Genomic DNA, 20,422 nt, shown 5'->3' on the forward strand with positions numbered 1-20,422 from the left:
AATACCAAGAGAGAAGCACGAGACTATAGTATAAATTGAAATGATAATGCATATCATTTATTTTGATATTTTATACGGCTTTAGGGATGTTGAAGTTACGCCATGGAGGCACCGAATAATCCAAAGCATACCCTGCTGTTCAGGCATGAAGTGCTTGCAGAGCAGCAGTCCTCCCATATGGGGCAGGTTCTGATCCATCAGCCAGTCAATTATGCATGGGTAGCCCTGTCAGCGTTACTCCTGGTAATTCTTGTACTGGCCTTTCTTCTACAAGGGACTCATACCCGAAAGGTTGCGGCACCGGGCCTTTTGGTGCCTGACCAAGGAGTGCTGAGAATACTGGCCCCGACTCAAGGGCAGGTGCTGAAGGTAAACGTAAAAGAGGGTGACAGCGTCAAGGCAGGTGATCCTCTATTTGTTCTATCGGATGAGCGCGTTTCACTTTTAGGAGAGGTACAGACACTTTTAGCTGAGCAAATGTCGCAACGTCAGTCACTGATAAAACGAGATATTGAACAATCGAAAGAACGGCTGTTAGGACAGCAAGAGTTCCTGGATATGCGTCTTGACGCTATCGAAATAGAAAAATCCCAGCTTCAGGAAGAGATACGCCTCATAGAGGAAAGGGAACAATTGGCTTTAAATAATGTGGAACGTATGCAAAGGCTACGTACACAAGGTCATATAGCGGTCTCTGAATTACAACAAGCAAAGGCTGAGCGCTTAGCGTTGTCTAGCCAAAAGCAATCCATTAAACGTAACCAGGTCAGCTTGGAGCATGATCGATTGGCACTCATCGCCCAGCATAGAACTCAAGAAGAGCAGTACCAGCGCCAATTGAATGATGCAAATCAGAGTATGGCTTTATTGCAGCAGGAAATTGCCGAAAATAACTTGCGTACTCAGCAAATCATCCAAGCGCCTTTTGATGGTCAAATTACAGGTTTAAGTGTTCAAGCAGGGCAGCGGGTAGTGAACAGTACCTTAATGGCGAGTTTGATCCCTTCAGGTAGCCAGCTGCATGCCCAATTATATATAACTCCGCGACAGTCAGGCTTTATTCAGTCGGGTCAGCAAGTAACACTCCGTTATGAAGCTTTTCCTTATCAAAAGTTTGGCATGGCAGAAGGTCGGGTAGTCAACGTCGCCAATAGTCCCTATTCAATCAATGAACTTCAGCCTCATATCGCCAGCACACTGCAGAGCGGCAGCAATCCAGGAGCAAGTGAGAATTATTACCGTGTGACCGTAGAGCTTGAATCCCAGCATGTAGAAGTTTACGGCAGGCAAAAGCCATTGCTTCCTGGCATGCAATTGGAAGCCGATATTCTTCAAGAAGAGCGCAAAATTTATGAATGGATACTCGAGCCTTTATATTCATTCACTGAAAAGATGTAAAAAATAAATTCAATGGAACTTGTATGAAAATTACTAAAAGAGAACAGGATGTTTTCGAACTGCTTATAAAAGGGAAAACCAATAAGCAAATAGCTGCTCAGCTTAACATAAGCGATTTTACTGTCAGGGATCATGTTTCCTCTCTGCTACGTAAAGCCAATGTGGCCTCACGCATGGAACTTATTGCGCGGCATCACTGTGTCATGAAGGACGATAAGTTAAGACTGTAAATTACAGCATCCATTTAATGAAGAATTATAATGTGGAGAAAGAGAATTTTAAAAATATGGTGTTAAGTAGGTTTTTATATATTTTCCTACTTTTTATAGGATAGTTTTCATTATTTATTGAAATTTATTATTTATAAGGATATAAAAAGATTCCTTTACATGTAACCAAAGTGCGATTATTTCCTATCTATTATATCGATTGTTGAGTATCAGAGATAATGGGTAGTATTCAGTTTTTTAAGATTCAGGCTATATCAGTCACGTGATTTTTCCATGCAAAGTCTCCTGTGCGTCGATTACGAGAAGATTTTGGCTTTTAGTACTGCTATTCTAAGGGCTTTCCATAGGGACGTGGCATTTCAACCCTTATATTTGTAGGATACCAAAATAAAAATGTAATCATTAAAATTATTGATAATAAATAATAAATAATAAATAATAAATAATAAATAATAAATAATAAATAATAAATAATTTAATCTATGAAGTAATTAATTAAGATTGAAATTATAAGCCATTGTTATAGTTGATTTAAATGAAAAATAAAAAACAAATTATTTTATCTTTATGCTTCCTTTCTATTTTATATTTTTGGGGGTGATTATATTTGTAACAAGAGATAGCTCTCTGGATTTATTTGAGAAATCGTTATTTTGGATTTTTTGCTTTACCATTGGATCCTTATTTATATCATTTTTCTTTATGAAAAATAAGAATAATATAGAAGAATATTTAATCAATCCTGATCCGATAATAATTTTAGAAATTATTTTTATGAAACGGAAAAAAGATAGGGAATAATAATGAGAACTTTGTCAATTTTGGAAATGGAATTGGTTTCAGGTGCTAGAGGTATTTCGGATGCTGCAACAGTTGGTGGTACAGTTGCATTGTATGTGTGGGGTTGTGCAGGTATCATATAATAATATGATTTGTTTTTTAATAATGTCTTCTTATGGGTTTTTAAAAATCATTATTAATAGCAATATAATATTTTTATTATGGAATTATTAAGTGGTTCCTATAATGAAGGGGTTTAATAAGGTTGTTGGGAAAAAATATTTTGTTATAATCATTTTGATTTTTTTATCGATGCCGCTTTTATTTAATTCTATAAAATATTTTTATGAAAAATCTTATGAAGCCTCTATTATTTATCTTGGACTTTCCCTTATAGTTTTTGGTGGCACCAATAAGCCGGAAGTTTTTATGAATAAAATTTTTGAATCTAATGAAAATATGGGTGGGTTTGATTATTATATAGAGTATATAGGTGTTTTTTTAATATTTTTTTCTTTTTTGTTGATTGTTTCATGATGAGTTGAGAGGATTAAAAATGAAAGGGTTGTCTATACAACAGCTTAAAGTTGTTTCTGGAGGGTTAGCCCCGCCAACAAATGTTTAGCCAGGAATGAACGCAAGTGTTGCACTTCGGACATTTCCAGGGCTTGGATATATTAATACTGCTTTCGCAGGAGGATATGCAGCAGGCGAGTGGCTCAATGAAAATACCCCAGTCCAAGGGTGGATTGCCGACATGCCTCCTGATCCATTAGGTACGAACTACAACAATGCATTTGAACCTTTATAATATTTTTTAAAATATAAAAAACAATTGTTTTTTTCTTATGCTTCCCTTCTATTTTATTTTTATTGATGAAATTTGTAAAAATAGATAAATCTCTGGATTTATTTGATAAATCAGTATTTTGGGGTTTTGATTTACTATTGGGTCTCCCGAGTTCGACAGCTAGCGAGCTAGCTTATTGATTTAAAAGACGGGGTTTGAAAATGCTCCATTACAAATTTAAATCATGCGGTTACACACTACAGGGAATAAATTCAGACATCAAATATGCGCGCCTCTACTGGATTCAATAGATCTTTAAAAACCAATGGTTTAATTGTTTGTCTGTCGAACTCGGAGGGCTGTATTAATATCATTTTTTCGGAGAATTACCCCTACATTTGCAGGATGGTTCTTAGTAAAAATATTGATATTGTATTTCTCTAGTTATAACCGAGAAATGGTGTAAGTGGACTATGAGAGAGTTGAGTTTGAAAGAGTTGACCTTAGTGTCAGGTTCGGGAAGTGCAATTGACACTGTCGATACTACTGTAACCACTGGAGGCGCTGGTTATGCTGCGGGCCGGGTGCTAGCAAGTGCTGCAACTGGGGCAGTTAACGGTGCTAGAGCAGGGCTTTATGGTGCGGTAGTTGGTGCAGCGATTGGCCTAGCTGCAGGAGCATATGATTGGTATCAATCATCTCAAGATGGCAGTGACTATGGTGACGGAACTCAATATTAAATTATGAATAAGCCCTCTTCTAATATGGGATAGGTCAGTGAAAATACTATTAACCCGGCGGAAATTTAGGTCTTCCAATCTTGGCTAGGAGCCCCGCCATAGCTAGGACTTATCCGACAGAAACTGCCGCCGGGTTAATAAGTTATTTTTAATATCTTAATGCTAGTTATTGCTTCAATAGAATCGTGTTTTTATTATGAATAATATTTAGGGTTTATACTGAAATGAAAGCTGATATTTTTCTCAGTAAAATAATGTGCAATTTATTTATTGTATTGAGTTTAATATGCTCATTTATAAGTTTTTTTTACGTGTTTACCGGAGATTTTAACCAGTCTTTAAGGTGTGGTCTTTCATCAATAATTGGAATGCTGGTTGCTTTAAATTTAATTAGAGATAGAAAGGATTTGTAATTTTATATCTTCAAATATATGAGTGATAAAAATCTCATTTATTTAATATTTTCATATCATATTGGCATATCATATTGGCATATCAATTATTGATTGGAATGTAAGGTTAAAAATATTATTATCAGGGTTATAAATGACAGTAAAGAATAAAATAAATTTTAAAATTGAGCAAAAAGACTTTATTGCTGACTATCTTTACAAGAAGCCGTATTTGTCAAGGGGGGCGATAAAGTGTCATGACATATTATGGAGTGAAATCAATGAAATATATGAACGCGCAGATGCATATGATCGTAGTTTTAAGCTTATGAATGGTTACGAGGTTCCCAAAAAAGAGTATGTTGAATCCTATATTAATGTAGGAAAGATAGAGTACCGATACGTAAAATCAGCAATATATAGATATATGAGGGAAGGTGCGACTTTAGTATATAACCGCATCCAGAATGAGCCTTTTGTTAGCCATATTGCCAGGCAAATATCCCAGTTTGCAAACGCACAAGTTATTACCAGTGGCTATGCGGCTTTTAGTGCGAAGCCATCTTATCGCTGTCATTGGGACACTCGAGATGTATTTGCTGTTCAGATAAAAGGACGAAAACGTTGGATTCTTAAAAAACCAAATTTTGAGTTGCCTTTGTACATGCAACAAGTCAAAGATATGCAGGGTATTAAGGAGCCTGAAGAAATATATTTGGATATAGTACTTGAAGCAGGAGATATTCTCTATGTTCCGCGTGGCTGGTGGCATAATCCTATACCTATGGATGGGGAAACATTCCATCTGGCAATAGGTACTTTTGCTCCTACAGGCTTTGATTACCTTAACTGGCTAATGCAATTTGCACCTAATATAATGGAGGGGCGAAGAAATTTGCATAATTTTGAAGATAGTCGAGATTCTTTAGTTTGCTTTGGGCATCAGTTCGGCGAGTTACTATCAAACCGGGAACTTTTTGAGCGGTTTATGGCTGATTATATTGGGCAACACCGGGTGGATTCAAAGATATCTCTTGAAAAATTAGGTAATAATAAATTTCATAAGCTCGAATATTCGCAGATTATTATTTTAAATGCAAATTTAATTTATCATTTTCCGGATGGTTTTTTAATTCTCAATGGTAATAAAATAAATATTGATAGTATAGGGGTTAAGATTATTGACTACATAATTAAAAATAAGCAGTGTAAGGTTGGTGATATTATATTTGAATTTTCGGATTTCCCAGCTAGTAATTTGCAAGAGCTACTATTTCAGCTTGCTCTAAATGATGTTGTCGAACTGCAAGATTAATTTATAGAGTCCTTCAGGGGGAAAGAAGGATAAAATATTTCTTTGAGTGCAGTCATAATAAATGAAAACTATTCTCCAATCAGAAAGCCATGAATGCGGCTTGGCCTGTCTTGCTATGGTCGCGAGTGCCTATGAATTACATTTGGATCTTGCCATCCTACGGCGGCGTTTTTCCATATCGGTTAAAGGTACTAGCCTGCCCCAAATTATTCATTACGCCCAAGCCCTTGAGTTTTCGTGCCGCCCTGTACGGCTGGAACTGGATGAACTGAAGCAACTCCGCTTGCCCTGTATCTTACACTGGAATCTCAATCATTTTGTGGTATTAGAAAAAGTGGGCGCGCAGCGAGTCATGATCCTTGATCCGGCAGTGGGGCGTAGATCATTAAAAATGGATGAAGTATCCCGCTGCTTTACCGGTGTAGCTCTTGAATTATCCCCCAGTGGAACCTTTCAGCCTGCTCAGAAAAAGCCTCGTCTGCGTTTACGTGAGTTGACGGGTCGGGTTTTTGGGCTCAAACGGGCGCTGGTGAACATCCTGATGTTGGCTTTGGCATTAGAGGTGGTTGCTCTATTGTCGCCCCAAGTTACTCAGTGGGTTGTAGACCATGCTCTGGTTTCAGCGGACTACGACTTACTGTTGTTGGCAGTGATAGGCGGCTGCCTGCTATTGGTGATTGATTTTGCCTTGCGCATGGCGAGAGGGTGGATGGGGCTGCGCCTGAATCAGCAGTTGACGTTACAGTGGACCAGTAATTTCTTTCACCATCTACTACGGCTGCCCTGGTCTTTTTTCGAAAAGCGGCATTTGGGAGATATCACTGCTCGTTTTCAATCGCTTGAGGCCATTCGAGCTGTTCTTGCCAATGGAGCCATCACGATTGTACTGGATGCTTTGGTTGCGCTCATTACGCTTGGGCTCATGCTCCTTTACAGCAAAATATTGACTGCCATTGTGTTGGTAGCAGTTGGTTTGTATGTACTTCTCCGATGGGTGTTTTATCTGCCCCTGCGTAATGCTACCGAAGAGCGAATCGTGCTGGCTACGCGAGAAAATGCCTATTTTCTTGAAACCATTCGGGCCGTGCAGCCACTGAAGTTGTTCAACTCGGCGCCTTTACGTCTGGCAACCTGGCAAAATCTGGTGACAGATGTACAAAACCGTGACCTGAAAACACAAAAAATGCTGCTGGTTTTTGGTGGTTGCAACACATTGATTTTTGGGTTGGAGGGTATGCTTCTTCTGTATATAGGTGGGCTGGCCGTTCTAAACAATACTCTGACACTGGGCATGTTACTGGCTTTCCTCGCTTACAAAAGCCAGTTCACTTCCCGTGCCAGTAAACTGATTGACTTGGGTATCGAAATCAAAATGCTGTCATTACATGCAGAACGTATGGCAGACATCGCCCTTGAAACACCTGAATCGGATGCTGTTGTGGAAACGGATCTAAGTCGAATTACCCCGCGCATTGAGTTCAGGGGAGTGTCTTTTCGGTATGCGGAAGGCGAACGCTGGGTGATCAAAGACTTGTCACTGACAATTGACGCCGGGGATGCCGTCGCTCTGGTTGGTCGTTCCGGTTGTGGTAAATCGACGCTGTTCAAACTCATGCTGGGTTTGCTGGAACCAACAGAAGGTGATATTCGCATTGGAGGCATTTCCATTCGTCAGCTGGGGCCGACAGCGTTAAGAAAAATGGTAGGTGTTGTTATGCAAGATGACCAGTTAATGGCGGGTTCTCTTGCTGAAAACATTGCCTGTTTTGAGCCTGGTGCCACACAAGAATGCATTGAAGAAGCAGCGCAGCGAGCCAATATTCACAAAGCCATTATTAATATGCCAATGGGTTACCAGACCTTGATTGCCGAAATGGGAAGCGGTTTGTCCGGTGGGCAGAAACAGCGTTTGTTACTGGCCAGAGCTCTTTATAAACAGCCTGTTATCCTTGCGCTGGATGAAGCTACCAGTCATCTGGATTTGCATGGTGAACAACACGTTGTAAGCAACTTGCAATCGCTGTCGATCACAAGAGTGGTTATTGCCCACCGTCGTGAAACCGTTGCGATGGTGTCACGGATTATCCATCTAGAGGATGGGCAGGTAACAGAGGATATCCGTTTGGATACTGCCGAGGTTGCATAATTGTCATAAGGACTGACTAATGTTTCGTTATATCGCTTTGTTTGTATTAACGCTGTCTGTTCATGCTGTACAGGCTGCAGCGTTACCCGAGCGGATGAAAAGTTGGGAGGGTATAACAGAGTACCGTCTGGAAAACGGTATGAGTATCCTGCTGGCACCTGATGCGACCCAAGGAGTGATCCATGTTGATCTGGTTTATCTCACGGGTAGCCTGGCTGATCCTGATCAGTTTGGGGGGATGGCACACTTTCTTGAGCACATGATGTTCAAGGGGACTGCACAGCGCACCGGGGAGCAACTTCTGACTGGGTTACGAGAACGGGGGATTCAATTCAACGCCACGACGAGCTTTGACCGTACGCGTTATTCTGCCATGTTTTCTGCTGACCAAGCGAAGCTGGATTTTCTTCTGAACCTGGAAGCTGAGCGCATGGTCAGCCCGGTCTTCTCTGAGGCAGATATGAGCGCTGAACTGGACGTGATCAGGCAGGAAATCGCTCGCGCTCAAAATGATCCGCTTGCGATGCTGGGAGCGAAAATGTCGGCGCAGGCCTGGAGCGGACAGGCCTATGGGCGTTCCGTTCTTGGCCGCTACGATGAGTTGCGCAGACTGACTCCCGAAGATCTGCGGCAATTTCATGCACACTACTATCATCCCAACAATACGGTACTGGTGCTGACAGGTGGCTTTGAGATTGAGCCAGCGCTGGCATCGATTACTGAGCACTTTGCGACAATCAGCCCGTCTTCGCACGCTATTAATGTACCTAAACTGCCAAGCCTTCATTATGGCCAAGGCAAGGCGCGAGTGTATCAGGGGAACCTTAATGTGTTTGCACTGGGGTATGGGTTGCCGTCTAGCTTGGATGAGCACAACGCGATGCTGGCGGTTCTGGCCGATGTATTGGCTGGTGAGCCCCATGGCAGGCTTTATCGGTCACTGGTGGTGCCGGGCAAGGTGCAGTCGGTTTTTGCATTGCCGCAGCTGTTTCGGCAGGGAGGGCAATTCATGGTTGGGGCCACATTGGCAAAAGGGCAGTCACATCAGGTGGTACAGCCGATGTTTACGGCACAGCTGGAAGCATTGCTTGAGCAGCCGGTTACAGCAGATGAACTGGCGCGCGCCCAGGCCAGTATGCGCTCGCTGAAAGGTTTGATCATGAATGACCCTGCCAGCCTGTCAGACATATTGTCTGAGTCAGCAGCGTTGGGGGACTGGCAGCTTCAATTACGGAGACTAGCCCGGATTGACGCACTGGACCTTCAGCAGGTACAGGCACAGATTGAGTTGCTGCTGGCGAACAAGAAACCGGTTATGGGCTATCTGCTTACCGAGCAGGAAAACGAGGGTAGAGGTTGGCTGAGTAAAGTCCGTGCCCTGTTGAGTGATGGAGACACAACGGTAGCTTCAATAGCCCGCCCGCAGCCTTCCGTTCCCGATGGTGTTGTAACGACGTTGTCGGGTGAGCTGCCCGATCTGGATGAATTCAATGCTCACATCAAATCAATAGAACACAGTATTCAGCGTGATGAATTGAGCAATGGCATGAAAGTAGCCTTGCGCCCACTGCCCGGGACCTCAGGCATGGTAAGTGGTCAGCTGAATCTGCGCTTTGGAGACCAGGGCAGCCTGCGGGGTACGCAGGCGGTATCCAGGCTGACCGGTTTGTTGCTGATGCGGGGTACGCATAACCGGAGTTATCAGGATGTAGTCGATCGCACAAATCAGCTGGGAGCGGGGTTTTCGGTTGTACCTCAGGGCGGCATGCTGGTTGTACGCTTTGTCAGCCCGGCAGAGAACCTGGCGGAATTGTTGCAGTTAATCGCTGAAGTTTTGCAGAAGCCCTCGTTTCCGCAGCATGAATTCGAACTGGTCAAACGGCAGCAAAGGCAGGCGTTGCAAATACCGTCCGACAATCCTGCAGAAGTGGCCCTTGTGGAGCTGCGTCGCCAGACTGAAACTGACTATCCTCAAGGTGATATCCGGCGCTATCTTGAGCCTGAAGAGATGATCGCGGCTCTTGACGCAGTTACCCGAGATGATGTGGTGCGTTTTCATCAGGACTTTTATGGTGCTCAGCATGGTGAGATCGCCTTGAGTGGGGATTTTGATTCAGCACGGATAACAGCGACGCTGGACACCCTTTGGGGCAGCTGGATGAGTTTGGCACCCTATCAGCGAATTCTTGCCATGCATCGTGATCAGCCACCTGTGCGGCGAGAAGTAGATGCTGGTTCAACGGGCGGTCACTATCTTGGGCGCATCTATTTTGCAGCCAATAGTGATACGGAAGAGGATGCGGAAATTTTCCTGGTCGAGCATATATTGGGTCGGCATCCGCTGGCTTCGCGTTTGGGCAAACGCTTGCGTGAACAGGAGCAGCTCACATATGACTTGAGCTCATCCATTCGAGTGCCGACGACAGGTGACCATGCCTTTGTCAGCATCCACGGAGATTTTACCGCAGGGCAGGGTGAGCGCTTGGCGAACATTGTAAAAGAAGAGGTAGCTCGTATAGCCGAGTTTGGTATTACCCAGCACGAACTGGATTTGGCCAAGCGGACGATTCTGAGCGAGCGGCGTCGAGCATTGAATAATGATCAAACGATTCTTGGCTTGCTGCCGCGGCAGTTGGCGGAAGGCACCACGATGGAGTCGTGGATCATTCGCAATCAGGAATATATCGAGGCGGGGCTCGAACAGGTCAATGCAGCAGCTCGTCGCTATTTCAATGCTGCGAAAATGGTTGAAATTATCGCAGGGCCCGAATGAGTTGAGGCGACCTGAAAGGCCGCCTCCTGTGTATCAGGCCTGAAACAGGAAGTTGGCGATCAGCTCCTTGCCGCCTTCGGTGGCGAAGGATTCCGGGTGGAACTGGATGCCGTGGATCGGGTGTTCACGGTGGCGAACCCCCATGATCTCGAAGTCGCCGCCCTGATGGATGCGGGCATGGTCGGTGAAACTGTCCACAGGCAGTTCGCCAACCACAGCCGTCACGTCCAGACATTCCGGCAGGCTTTCCGCCTCGGCCATCAGCGAGTGATAACGCATGATCTCCAGCTGGTCCGGGGTGTTAGCGAACACGCCTTCCGCGGTGTGACGAATCGGGCTGATCTTGCCGTGCATTGGCAGCGGTGCCTTCACTACCTTGCCGCCGAATACGTGCACGATCCCCTGCATGCCGAGGCACACGCCGAGCAACGGGATTTGCGGCCCCAGCTCGCGGATTACCTCGGCACAGACGCCAAAGTAGGCCGGGTCTTCCGGCGAGCCCGGTCCTGGGGAGATAATGATGCGATCCGGCGCGGCGGCACGCAGATCGGCCAGGGTTATTTCATCGTTGCGCTTGACCACAATCTCGAAACTGTCGAGACGCCCCTGATGCTGTTCGGTGCTCAGAATCTCGCCGATATACTGGTAGAGGTTGTAGGTGAAGGAGTCGTAGTTGTCGATGATATAGACCTTCATGCCTCATCCTCCGCAATAAACTGATCCAGAACCTTCTTGGTGCCGGCAAACTTGCGCCGAATCTCTTCGTATTCGTCCTCCGGGTTGGAGTCATAGACGTTGCCGCCGCAGGTCTGCACATAGGCGTTTTCGCCGTTGGCGAACACGGTGCGGATCGGGATGGCGAAGGTGCAGTCACCGTTGAACGAGAAGTGGCCCACGGCACCGCCGTAGGGGCCTCGACCGTCTGATTCCAGATCATCGATGATCTTCATCGCCTCGATCTTGGGCGCACCGGTCAGAGTTCCGGCAGGGAAGTTGCTGGCCAGTGCGGAGAACATGTCGTGATCTTCTGAAATAATGCCGACAATCTCACTGGAAATGTGCTGTACGTGACTGAACCGCTTGATATCCATCAGGCTGCGCACCTTTACCGTGCCGAAACGGGCCACGCGGCCGATATCGTTGCGGTGCAGGTCGACGATCATGTTGTGCTCGGCGATCTCTTTCGGATCGTTCAGCAGGGCACGGGCGTATTGGGTGTCTTCCACCGCGTTGGCGCCACGTTTGGTGGTACCGGCCAGCGGGAAGGTCTCCATCTCCCCCTGACGCAGGCGGAACAGCAGTTCGGGGCTGGCGCCGATCAGCTTCTGCTCGCCGAACTTGACGTAGTACATCTGCGGCGAGGGGTTCACCTCACGCAGCTGCTCGTACAGGTTGATGCTGTCGCCCTCCAGGCGAAAACGTTTCTTGAACCCCACCTCGCACTGGAAAATCTTGCCGTCGATGATGTCCTGCTTCACCTTCATCACCGCCGCTGCATGTTCGGCCTGGGTCATGGTCTCGCCCATGGGCGTCACCGTCAGCGGGCCGTTTTCCACGGCGGGTTCGGCCAGGATCTGCTCGATCATCGCCATGCGGCTGTCATCATAGTGGAAATAGATGACCTCGCCGGTCATTTTGTCGAGAATCAGACCATCCTTGAACACGCCGAAACGGAACACATCGAACATGTCGCTGTGCTGCAGGTTCAGGCTTGGCTCAAAGTAGTTCATGCAGTCGTAGCCGATATAGCCGGTCAGGCCGCCGGCATACTTCCGCGAGATGATGTTCTGCGGCACGATCTCGCGCAGCAGATAGTAGGGGTTGTCACTGGCGTAGCTTTGTACCTCACCGTCGCGGCCCTGCACATGTAACTCGCCTTCGGTGGCCCAGAGGATCTGCTCCGGATCAAAGCCGATGATGGAGTGGCGCGAGATGAAGCTCTCCTCGCCCAGTGACTCCAGCATGAAGCAGTTGTCGAAGCGTTTCTCAATCTTCTTGAACAGGCCAAAGAAGTCGATGTCTGCTGCCAGCGTCACGTAATGTGGCTTACGCGGCAGTGTGATGCGGGCCGGTTTCTGGCTCATGTTAGCCTCTGTTGCTGTTTGATCTTCAGGGCACGCGCCCCGCGAGTGACGGTGGCGATGCCGACGCCTAGCTGCTTGGCGATCTCCCGCTGAGGCACACCGGCCTCCAGCATGCGCAGAATCTGCAGCCGGTTGCAGACCTCGGTCAGTTCAGCCGGAGTCAGCAGATCGCGCAGGGCTTCTTCAAGGGAGTCCCGATTCCGCATTTGCAGCAGGTGATCGAGCAGCTCATTCAAGTGAATTGTATTCATGTACTAGTACGGTATCACAATGCGAGGTAGGGTCAATTGAAAAGTGATATGTTCAGCTTCAGACGGAACCGGTTTCAGGAAGATGAGCGTTTTGAGGTGGGGCGCCCCGAGCTTCTCGTGTTCAATACGCTTATGACTGAGAGCCTCGGGCAAGTGATCACAGTAACTAAAAGGAAGCTTACTTCTGCTCCTGGCCCTTTGCGGACCTTTAGGTAACTCTAATATATGTACACCGACGATTAACGCCCAATTTAGGGGCCGGAGCTGCGTAGCAGCGGAGGTCCCAACCCACTTGCAGGCGACTACAATTATTTGTTAAGTGGTCGAAGCTGGTGAAGACTCAGCCAGACAGCCCCTACGAATGCAGCCCCTTCAAGCGCTAAAAACTGCCAGTCTATGACCCCCTCTCCAATTCGCAGCAGCCACAAGGGGCATTCAGCAGCGCCACCAATACATCCCGAGCTATTTGAAATAGGAACTATCCAATTTTCGACGGCTAAAACAATGAGGAGCGAAACGACGACCGCAGCCAATAGACACCCCACCCCTATGCCGATGCCCAGTAGAGCGGCCTTCGCCTTTGACTTCTCTGCTCTGGCAAAGCAGAGGACACCGACAAGAATTGGCCAACCGTACATCAGCCCGACTACCAAAATAGGCATAAAGTAATCCATTACTGTAGTAGCCCCCATTTAACGCCGTAGTTAAAGAGCCGAAAAAGCGTAGCTTTTTAGGTCCCATTGAGCAAAGCGAACGATTTTCAACGCTTGTTAGCATTTGTATTCAACGTCATCACCGACAATCTTAATTATTTTCTCGTTAACTAATTGATTAAAATTGTTTTGTATTGCTACTTCGTTCCCCTTGATACCCAAATGTGCCGCAATATGATTTCGAAGGCTGGTAACCTTCTTCGGGCGTTTATCTTTTGGCGTAGACGTCAAAAATGTTATCAGCTTATTTTTGGCGCTCGGAGCTGATGCCACTTTGACCTGTTTGCATGACCTGCCATTCATTTTGACATGGGCAATAAGTGGGGAAAAGCCGTTGTCGTTGCTGATAATATCAAAGCTGACACCCGATGGGGCTTCGCTGTCATACTTCCCGAGGTAGTAGGAAAGGTGGAAATCTAAATTGTTCGATTGAGTGGCTTTAAGTTGGACTAACACTAGATTAATTGGCGTGTCGTATTTTTTCTCACCGAGATCTATTTTTGGTTGCTTCGCCCCAACGAATAAAACGACTTTGCTATAAGCTGAAAGATCAACTTTGCTAAGACACCCGATGTTTTCGTAGTCGATAAATGCCCACTTCACTGTGTGGCCTCCTTGGTAATACTAACGCCTCAATTAGCGGCGCATTTATGCGTCCACCTGCTTTTTCTTGTTAGTGCTGGCTTTAAACATATCCACAATCATAATGATGGACGCCACTATTGATACCCCAGCCAAACTGACCAAAAGCTTGTATTGCTCGCATATTCCTTTTGTCACTCTTTGGCCCAAACCAAATTTCCGGAGCAATACACCAAATATAATCTTCATCCCCTTCACCCACAAAGGAATGCTCGATATATGGGATTATTAACCCATTGGCCACCCTACTTTTAACTTTATTAATAGGCACACTAATTACAAGACGAACCTCTTGCTCCTCCTCGAATGCGTGATTTTTAACTCTTAACAACTCGCTATAAATTTTTGCGAGAGGGAGAGGATTCTCCCTAATCAAATCCCAAAATGAATTTACAGCACCACCAGAATCTTCGTGCATTTGGATAATGCTATTTATATACTCCTTATTGTTATCAGCAACACCGCCAAGGAAGTTTTCGTGATCACTGTAAATGCAGTCCACTAAAAGTCGCGTAGATGAGTTACCGATACCTGGGAGATATTTCCTTGAAAACCCTATCGCCGCACCATGCCCATCGTCTCCATATGCACGCCATTGGCTAAGAACACGAGGTGAACGGGATAATGAGAAAACGCAGTGTGCTTGAGAAAAGCTGAACCAATGCAATGCGAGTGAAAGTATTTTTTTTGTATCACCCTCAAACCCATCTAAAAATATCTCAATCGCATGCACCAACTCCTTTTGATCATTGAGGTAACGACAATCGCTCGCCCACACATTACGGGAGCTAATAATTCCATTGAGACCAAAAATGCTTGTGTAGTGATATAGAAGTTCTTCTTCCATTTAAAAGAGTCACCTTATTCCTGTGGAAATATTTAAATCTGCACTATAAACACTAACGCCCCGCACAAGGGCAGACAAATAAGCGCAGCGTTTTGGCTGTCCCAGCGACCAACGGGAGCGATTGCTGCGGCTTGTTACGTGTTTTTACGGACAACTGTTTGATTGACAATTCTCCAGTTTATTTTTTCCTTCCACGCAAGCTGTTTGTCTGAGAGTTTTCGCTTGCGGCGAGTCTGCATTAAGAACTGGTACTCTTTTTCATAGATGTAGCCAAGTTGATAAGCGTGAAGGATTAAATCCTCGTTCGCGTTGGCAGAGCTGTCCTTGGCAATTCGTTTTAGGCCATCGAATAGATTGCCCGTTGATATGCCAATGAACTGGTTAACACACACATTGCCAACATAAGTCTTGTTGCCATTGAACTGATTCTGGATATAACAAAGTTCTTTGATCGCCTGGCCGCATGGACAATGATCCCAGTCTTCCTGTATCTCAATGCCAACAAGCTTCCACTCATTTTTGGCCGCGAAGAAATTTTGAGAATTAGAGAGCGGCAAAATATGTTCTTTTAGCCTCTCAAAATTATGCTCCATAGCTTCTCCTCACCACGAGTACACGTAACATTTTTAATACTGCGCATGCGCATATTTGTTCTAAGTCGAAGACTGGAGAGCTGCTGTAAGCATCTGAAGAGAAAAGATAAATCGAGATACCACAGTCATTCTCTTCCAGTGAAAACGAGCATGCGCGTTTTGCAGCTTTGCCGTGCGCGTTATCCTGCAACGGCCAGTCCATAGTTTGCTGATACTGAACGATTTTCCCGCCTGTTACCAGTCGCAAATGAGCACAGGTACGCGGCAAAACGAGCGCGGAGAGCATGTAGCCATCAATACACTGTATGTAACCACAGAAACTTAAAGCAGCTTATCCACAGGTCCTGTGGTGCACGGAGCTACCGGCTGATTTCTGCTACCGTCCGCTCTGTGCGCGAAGGGGCTACCTAATGCTTCGGCAAGTGGCCAGGTAGCCAGAACACCAGGTGCTGGCCCTTTGCAGACATTAACGCCGTGCCTGGCCTTGTATGGTTCTTTGCCAGATAATTTTCACCAGACTAGGAAACGCCCAGGCCATTAGAGATAGCACAAGAAGTGCCGGAATTGTTGGCCCTGTTAGCTTGCACATTAAAGACAGTGCCCAGCTTAAGCTTGCCCCTTTGCCATACACCAAGAACTCTGTGCATTCAGATGCTTGCGATAATTTATATGCTAGCGGCAATGCAGCTAGGCAAAGTCCAAGCACCAATATACGTAGAAGAACTGCTTTGATCTTTGACTTGATCGGGAGCCAAGTTTTTAGTGTGCTCTGGCGCTTGCTCCCGTAGAACATGTACATGAGTACATACCCGATTAGCATTGCGCAGTTGAAGATTATCATTGGTTTTTGACTTGTTTCTGTGCCGCTATTCAAAAATACAAAATTCACGAGAGCTGTGAATATTGATACGAGTATGAGAACGATCCAGCTCATGATGTGCCTAACGCTGAGCACAGCGGCGACCTTGGAATGGCGACGAAGGAGCCATGGAAAGGGCGTCCGGCGGCCGTAGGCCGCGTACTGCTGCGACTAGTTAAAAATTCCCGAAGACATCCTGATACCAGAACTTGTCTTTGTCCTTGAACCAAGACTCATTCTCGGAGGTACAAAGTGCTGCGAGTGGCTTTGCTGACAGCCTGTAGCGCTCCAAGATAGCCAACAGATCCCTCATCGCTTGCTCGTCTACCTCTGATTCTTGGATATGCAGATAGCCGCGATCGATGCTTTTTATACATGGAATTTCCTGCGCCCAGGCAAAGAAGTGATCCTCGTCGAGCGGTGAATAATAGACCACTGGCTGCGTATCAATTTTGAGCACGGTTCCCTCCGATTTTTAACATTTTTAATACTACGCATGCGCATATTTGCTTTCAGTCGAAGACTAGGAAAGCTGTTGTAAGCATCTGAAGAGAAAAGATAAATCGAGATACCACAGTCATTCTCTTCCGGCGAAAACGAGCATGCGCGTTTTGCAGCTTTGTCGTGCGTGTTATCCTGCAACTGCCAGTCCATAATTTCCTGATACTGAACGATTTTCCCGCCTGTTACCAGTCACAAATGAGCACAGTCACGTGACAAAACAAGCACCCTAGGCTCGTGGCCTTCAATACACTGTATGTAACCACAGAAACTTAAAGCAGCTTATCCACAGGTCCTGTGGTGCACGGAGCGACCGGCTGATTCCTGCTACCGTCCGCTCTGTGCGCTAGTCAGCGCTAACCAGTCAGTGATGCTTGAGTTGCCCAACGCTGACCTTTAAGGAGCTCTAATAAACGTAAACCGACAATTGATGCTTTTCCAGCATGTGCACCCATCCCATGAAGTGGTGCCGAAGGGGCCATGTAATGGGTATCGCGGTGTCTGCATTGCTTAGAAGAAATTCGTTGCCTGCTTTCGTTGTGTTTGGAAAAAGCCAGCACCTTGTGGTGAGTTTTCACGAATCATTACCTCATTCTGATTGGTAGAATTCAGGTTAGGACCAAAAATTATTGATTCAAGGTTCCTCAGCAACATAGGCCAACGGTGCGCAGTAACAAAAGGCATGGCAAGGAGCTGGGTTAGCTGTAGGCCTGTTTGCACACACTGGGGGAACTCTGGAAGCTCCATTGCTTCAATTTCAGGCCAGGCTCCAGCCATGAGACTGGAACCTGGCCTGCTGGCGAACCTACAGCTGTCTTAGAATGGTTGAATCGGTGATTTTGTCGTCTTCCGCTAGCATAAATGCCTTGGACAGGACGATTGAAAGCCCGCTGTCACCCTCGAAGGGCAGGAAAACCCGGCTCAGGTGCTTGTTCTTGCTTCGGCTGGGCACAATGCACAGATAACGATCATTAGGACAAATCAGGATATTGCCACTGCCGATATGGATCTTATAGGTGTGGCGTGAGCCTTCAACAAACAGAAACTTGCCGTCAATATGTGTTTTGTCCCGAATTTTTAATTTGGGCAGCAGCCTTTCAAGCACAGCCTTGCGCGTTTTAGCCACTTCCGTCAGGTCCCCGAATGAATAGCTCTGCCAGTACTCACGATACTGCGGACGTGCCTCAGGCCCACCATCCTGCCACTGGGGATCGTTACCCACACTGGCAACACCAACAAAAAGGTCAAGGTCCCGCATAATTTCCGACAGCACAAGCGGCGGAATATCTGTCAGGGGAACAGGTTCGTCGCCGTCTCGACAGAAGCGCAGTTGATCCGAGGCCACGTAATACCAGATACCGACATCATTAACGTTGTCAGCGATTTCATTGATCCAGTACTGAGCTTCCAGGTTATAGGCCGGAAGCGTCCTGCGAGCAATTCCACCATTACGATCATCATCGTGAATGCCCAGCAGTGAATACTTCCAGCCGCGTATGGCTGCCAACGAATTAAACTGATGTTGCTTGAGGATGTGAGCCGCCATGCGGTTGGAGTACAGCCGCGTGTTGATCTCTGCATCGGTCAGGATATACACCTCGCGATATGCCTGTTTAAAAGGCTGGCTAACTGCCAGCTCTTCAAGACGATCACGCCAGGCCAGCACCTCTTCCGGAGATGAGTCGATGGGGTGCCAAAGACGGATTTCACGGATATCTGCTGGCACCAGCAACTCGCCGTTGACGTTCTGCCAGTGCTCATCATGATAGAGCGCTGGCGTCCCATCGAGTGCCCATATCAGCTTTCGGGCAATGTCTGCCACCAACCCGTGGTGTAGGTAATATGTTTCAAAATCATCCTTGGACCAGCGCATATCTTCAAGATAGAGGCGATCAATGCGGTCGCGCTGCGACGTGGATGATTGTTTAACCTGCTTTTCCAGAGCCCGCATTTGCTTCAATTTGGCCGAATGGTTGGCACTGTTCTTAACGAAGGCTGGGGCTGTTTTCTGGGGTGAACCATCCGGTTTGATCCACTGTAGTTGCGTCGCCCCAACACCAGAGTGTTTTAGTACCAGGCGATAATCGTCAAAGGCTTCTACTCGCTCGCCAGCGTTCAGTCCAAAGTCCGGTACGGCGATCTCTTCGATCTGCGCAGGCCTGATGCCCTGTCTGGCCGCCTGCTCGTCGATAAAGTTCTGAATCAGCTTTTGCGTGTTGTTCTGACGAATGCGCAGTTTCAAACGCGACAGGTGGCTGATACCCGCCAGCCCCGGCGATTGTGCCAACGCATAAATGCCGGCATTGCCCACACTAGCGGCTACTGGGCCGTGCCCGGGGATTTTCTGGAAGCACTTTTCCGTCAATAGCGCGATGGATTGCAGAGTTTGCGGATCATGAAACCCGCTCTGTAACCAAAGCAAACCTTTCAACAGGCTGAAGCTATGAGCTTCGATAAACACGACGTCACGATACGTATAAGTGTGGACAATATACTGCTCGGTATACTCTGTTTCGGTCATTTGGAGCTGTGCCGCTGCGGCCAGCCAACGGTTGGTGCAAGACCTGAATACAGGCACTCCGATTTCATCCACCAGAGGTCTAAGCGTATTGAGAAATTTTTGGGACGGCGTACCCCCGTCGGCCATACTGAGATGATGAAACAGGTGATGCCACTTTCCCCTTTCCTCTGCACTTATCTGCCCCATGTCAGCTTGCACCAAGGAACCAAAGGGACCCCCTCCGAGCTCGTAAGCCGGCATCTGAAATATACCGGACTCACCTGCCTTAACCAGGATGCGCTCGAGCTTTTTGGCTGCCCAGCAACCTTGTCGCGTTTCTCCCCTGAGATGGCGTACAACGCACTCTTGTCCAATCAGGTTAGAGATATCCTCCGCAATGATTTCGTTCAGGCCCCACCGTTTAATATGTTTTTCAATCTGCATAACCAGGGCGGTGAAGGGGCCAGATGAAATATCCAGGCCAGGGGGAGACTGATCGGTAATGCCATATAACGCTCGGAACAGCTGGAAAAACGAGAAACCATCCGGGAAGTCGATGCGCGTTCGCATCAGGGTATCCAGCAAATTGGCGTGCACGAGATAGCGCAGGTATTCCGGGTCGTCATCTTGTGATGAACGTCTGACTGCGTTGTGATTAAGCTGCGATATCAGATAAAGCAGGAATTCGATTTTTTCTTCTGCCGGCAACACTTCTAGAGTTGCATAGGTCTCACAGCCCTTGAACGGTAGGCTAGAGTGGGTAGAAATATAGCGCGTTTTAGCCAGCACGTGCGATTCAATATCACTGAGCAATGCGTCCATTTCAGGATGTTTTTCAACAGGATGGCCAGCGAGAATCTTGCTCATC

At 46.7% G+C, this 20,422-nt stretch carries 17 protein-coding genes; 7 read left to right on the forward strand and 10 right to left on the reverse strand.

Going from position 1 to position 20,422, the window contains the following annotated elements; all coding sequences use genetic code 11:
- Positions 1-102: 102 nt before the first annotated feature.
- The 7 genes from ACAM29_RS16655 to ACAM29_RS16685 all read left to right on the forward strand — a co-directional run bounded on the left by ACAM29_RS16655 (position 103) and on the right by ACAM29_RS16685 (position 10,564).
- Positions 103-1,398 carry an HlyD family secretion protein gene (locus ACAM29_RS16655; protein WP_369624787.1) on the forward strand — a complete coding sequence of 432 codons (1,296 nt, stop codon included), beginning with the start codon at positions 103-105 and terminating at the stop codon, positions 1,396-1,398.
- Positions 1,399-1,421: 23 nt separating this feature from the next.
- Positions 1,422-1,628, forward strand: coding sequence for a LuxR C-terminal-related transcriptional regulator (locus ACAM29_RS16660; RefSeq protein WP_369624788.1), 207 nt, complete (start codon positions 1,422-1,424; stop codon positions 1,626-1,628).
- A gap of 1,026 nt (positions 1,629-2,654) precedes the next feature.
- A complete protein-coding gene (locus ACAM29_RS16665; RefSeq protein ID WP_369624789.1) occupies positions 2,655-2,945 on the forward strand; it encodes a hypothetical protein in 291 nt (96 codons plus the stop codon).
- A gap of 741 nt (positions 2,946-3,686) precedes the next feature.
- The gene (locus tag ACAM29_RS16670; RefSeq protein ID WP_369624790.1) at positions 3,687-3,938 is read left to right on the forward strand and encodes a hypothetical protein; all 252 of its coding nucleotides are present in this window, start codon (positions 3,687-3,689) and stop codon (positions 3,936-3,938) included.
- A 546-nt stretch (positions 3,939-4,484) separates the two neighbouring features.
- Positions 4,485-5,645: a cupin domain-containing protein gene (locus ACAM29_RS16675; RefSeq protein ID WP_369624791.1), complete on the forward strand. Its 1,161-nt coding sequence runs from the start codon at positions 4,485-4,487 to the stop codon at positions 5,643-5,645.
- A 61-nt stretch (positions 5,646-5,706) separates the two neighbouring features.
- Entirely contained in the window at positions 5,707-7,791 is a 2,085-nt protein-coding gene (locus ACAM29_RS16680) for a peptidase domain-containing ABC transporter (RefSeq protein WP_369624792.1), read from the forward strand.
- 19 nt (positions 7,792-7,810) lie between these two features.
- Positions 7,811-10,564 (forward strand): M16 family metallopeptidase, encoded by a 2,754-nt coding sequence (locus ACAM29_RS16685; RefSeq protein WP_369624793.1) that lies wholly within the window; start codon positions 7,811-7,813, stop codon positions 10,562-10,564.
- A 33-nt stretch (positions 10,565-10,597) separates the two neighbouring features.
- Here the strand turns inward: ACAM29_RS16685 and ACAM29_RS16690 are convergent, their stop codons facing one another.
- From ACAM29_RS16690 to ACAM29_RS16735, 10 genes are all read right to left on the reverse strand, one after another.
- Complete coding sequence (locus ACAM29_RS16690) at positions 10,598-11,260, reverse strand: aminodeoxychorismate/anthranilate synthase component II (RefSeq protein WP_369624794.1); 663 nt, start codon at positions 11,258-11,260, stop codon at positions 10,598-10,600.
- Positions 11,257-12,648, reverse strand: coding sequence for an anthranilate synthase component I family protein (locus tag ACAM29_RS16695; RefSeq protein ID WP_091827195.1), 1,392 nt, complete (start codon positions 12,646-12,648; stop codon positions 11,257-11,259). The genes ACAM29_RS16690 and ACAM29_RS16695 overlap by 4 nt, the downstream gene beginning before the upstream one ends.
- Positions 12,645-12,899 (reverse strand): Trp family transcriptional regulator, encoded by a 255-nt coding sequence (locus ACAM29_RS16700; protein ID WP_369624795.1) that lies wholly within the window; start codon positions 12,897-12,899, stop codon positions 12,645-12,647. The genes ACAM29_RS16695 and ACAM29_RS16700 overlap by 4 nt, the downstream gene beginning before the upstream one ends.
- Positions 12,900-13,207: 308 nt before the next feature.
- Positions 13,208-13,561, reverse strand: a complete 354-nt coding sequence (locus tag ACAM29_RS16705; RefSeq protein WP_369624796.1) for a hypothetical protein — start codon at positions 13,559-13,561, stop codon at positions 13,208-13,210.
- A gap of 108 nt (positions 13,562-13,669) precedes the next feature.
- A complete protein-coding gene (locus tag ACAM29_RS16710) occupies positions 13,670-14,215 on the reverse strand; it encodes a PIN domain-containing protein (RefSeq protein WP_369624797.1) in 546 nt (181 codons plus the stop codon).
- Between the two features lie 82 nt (positions 14,216-14,297).
- Positions 14,298-15,101 (reverse strand): DUF2971 domain-containing protein, encoded by an 804-nt coding sequence (locus ACAM29_RS16715; RefSeq protein WP_369624798.1) that lies wholly within the window; start codon positions 15,099-15,101, stop codon positions 14,298-14,300.
- Between the two features lie 134 nt (positions 15,102-15,235).
- Positions 15,236-15,694 (reverse strand): hypothetical protein, encoded by a 459-nt coding sequence (locus ACAM29_RS16720; RefSeq protein ID WP_369624799.1) that lies wholly within the window; start codon positions 15,692-15,694, stop codon positions 15,236-15,238.
- Positions 15,695-16,728: 1,034 nt separating this feature from the next.
- Positions 16,729-17,013, reverse strand: coding sequence for a hypothetical protein (locus tag ACAM29_RS16725; RefSeq protein WP_091827738.1), 285 nt, complete (start codon positions 17,011-17,013; stop codon positions 16,729-16,731).
- Positions 17,014-17,564: 551 nt separating this feature from the next.
- Positions 17,565-17,831 carry a hypothetical protein gene (locus ACAM29_RS16730; RefSeq protein ID WP_369624800.1) on the reverse strand — a complete coding sequence of 89 codons (267 nt, stop codon included), beginning with the start codon at positions 17,829-17,831 and terminating at the stop codon, positions 17,565-17,567.
- Positions 17,832-17,859: 28 nt separating this feature from the next.
- Complete coding sequence (locus tag ACAM29_RS16735) at positions 17,860-20,421, reverse strand: DUF4132 domain-containing protein (protein ID WP_369624801.1); 2,562 nt, start codon at positions 20,419-20,421, stop codon at positions 17,860-17,862.
- Position 20,422: the final 1 nt, after the last annotated feature.

This window comes from Marinobacterium sp. BA1 (assembly GCF_041155135.1).
Lineage (GTDB): Bacteria > Pseudomonadota > Gammaproteobacteria > Pseudomonadales > Balneatricaceae > Marinobacterium > Marinobacterium iners.

Excerpts from the sequence above, each read along its gene's own strand:
- ACAM29_RS16655 (WP_369624787.1), top strand. The coding sequence starts at position 103 with ATGGAGGCACCGAATAATCCAAAGCATACCCTGCTGTTCAGGCATGAA.
- ACAM29_RS16660 (WP_369624788.1), top strand. The coding sequence starts at position 1,422 with ATGAAAATTACTAAAAGAGAACAGGATGTTTTCGAACTGCTTATAAAA.
- ACAM29_RS16665 (WP_369624789.1), top strand. The coding sequence starts at position 2,655 with ATGAAGGGGTTTAATAAGGTTGTTGGGAAAAAATATTTTGTTATAATC.
- ACAM29_RS16675 (WP_369624791.1), top strand. The coding sequence starts at position 4,485 with ATGACAGTAAAGAATAAAATAAATTTTAAAATTGAGCAAAAAGACTTT.
- ACAM29_RS16680 (WP_369624792.1), top strand. The coding sequence starts at position 5,707 with ATGAAAACTATTCTCCAATCAGAAAGCCATGAATGCGGCTTGGCCTGT.
- ACAM29_RS16685 (WP_369624793.1), top strand. The coding sequence starts at position 7,811 with ATGTTTCGTTATATCGCTTTGTTTGTATTAACGCTGTCTGTTCATGCT.
- ACAM29_RS16690 (WP_369624794.1), bottom strand. The coding sequence starts at position 11,260 with ATGAAGGTCTATATCATCGACAACTACGACTCCTTCACCTACAACCTC.
- ACAM29_RS16695 (WP_091827195.1), bottom strand. The coding sequence starts at position 12,648 with ATGAGCCAGAAACCGGCCCGCATCACACTGCCGCGTAAGCCACATTAC.
- ACAM29_RS16700 (WP_369624795.1), bottom strand. The coding sequence starts at position 12,899 with ATGAATACAATTCACTTGAATGAGCTGCTCGATCACCTGCTGCAAATG.
- ACAM29_RS16705 (WP_369624796.1), bottom strand. The coding sequence starts at position 13,561 with ATGCCTATTTTGGTAGTCGGGCTGATGTACGGTTGGCCAATTCTTGTC.
- ACAM29_RS16715 (WP_369624798.1), bottom strand. The coding sequence starts at position 15,101 with ATGGAAGAAGAACTTCTATATCACTACACAAGCATTTTTGGTCTCAAT.
- ACAM29_RS16720 (WP_369624799.1), bottom strand. The coding sequence starts at position 15,694 with ATGGAGCATAATTTTGAGAGGCTAAAAGAACATATTTTGCCGCTCTCT.
- ACAM29_RS16730 (WP_369624800.1), bottom strand. The coding sequence starts at position 17,831 with ATGGCTGGAGCCTGGCCTGAAATTGAAGCAATGGAGCTTCCAGAGTTC.
- ACAM29_RS16735 (WP_369624801.1), bottom strand. The coding sequence starts at position 20,421 with ATGAGCAAGATTCTCGCTGGCCATCCTGTTGAAAAACATCCTGAAATG.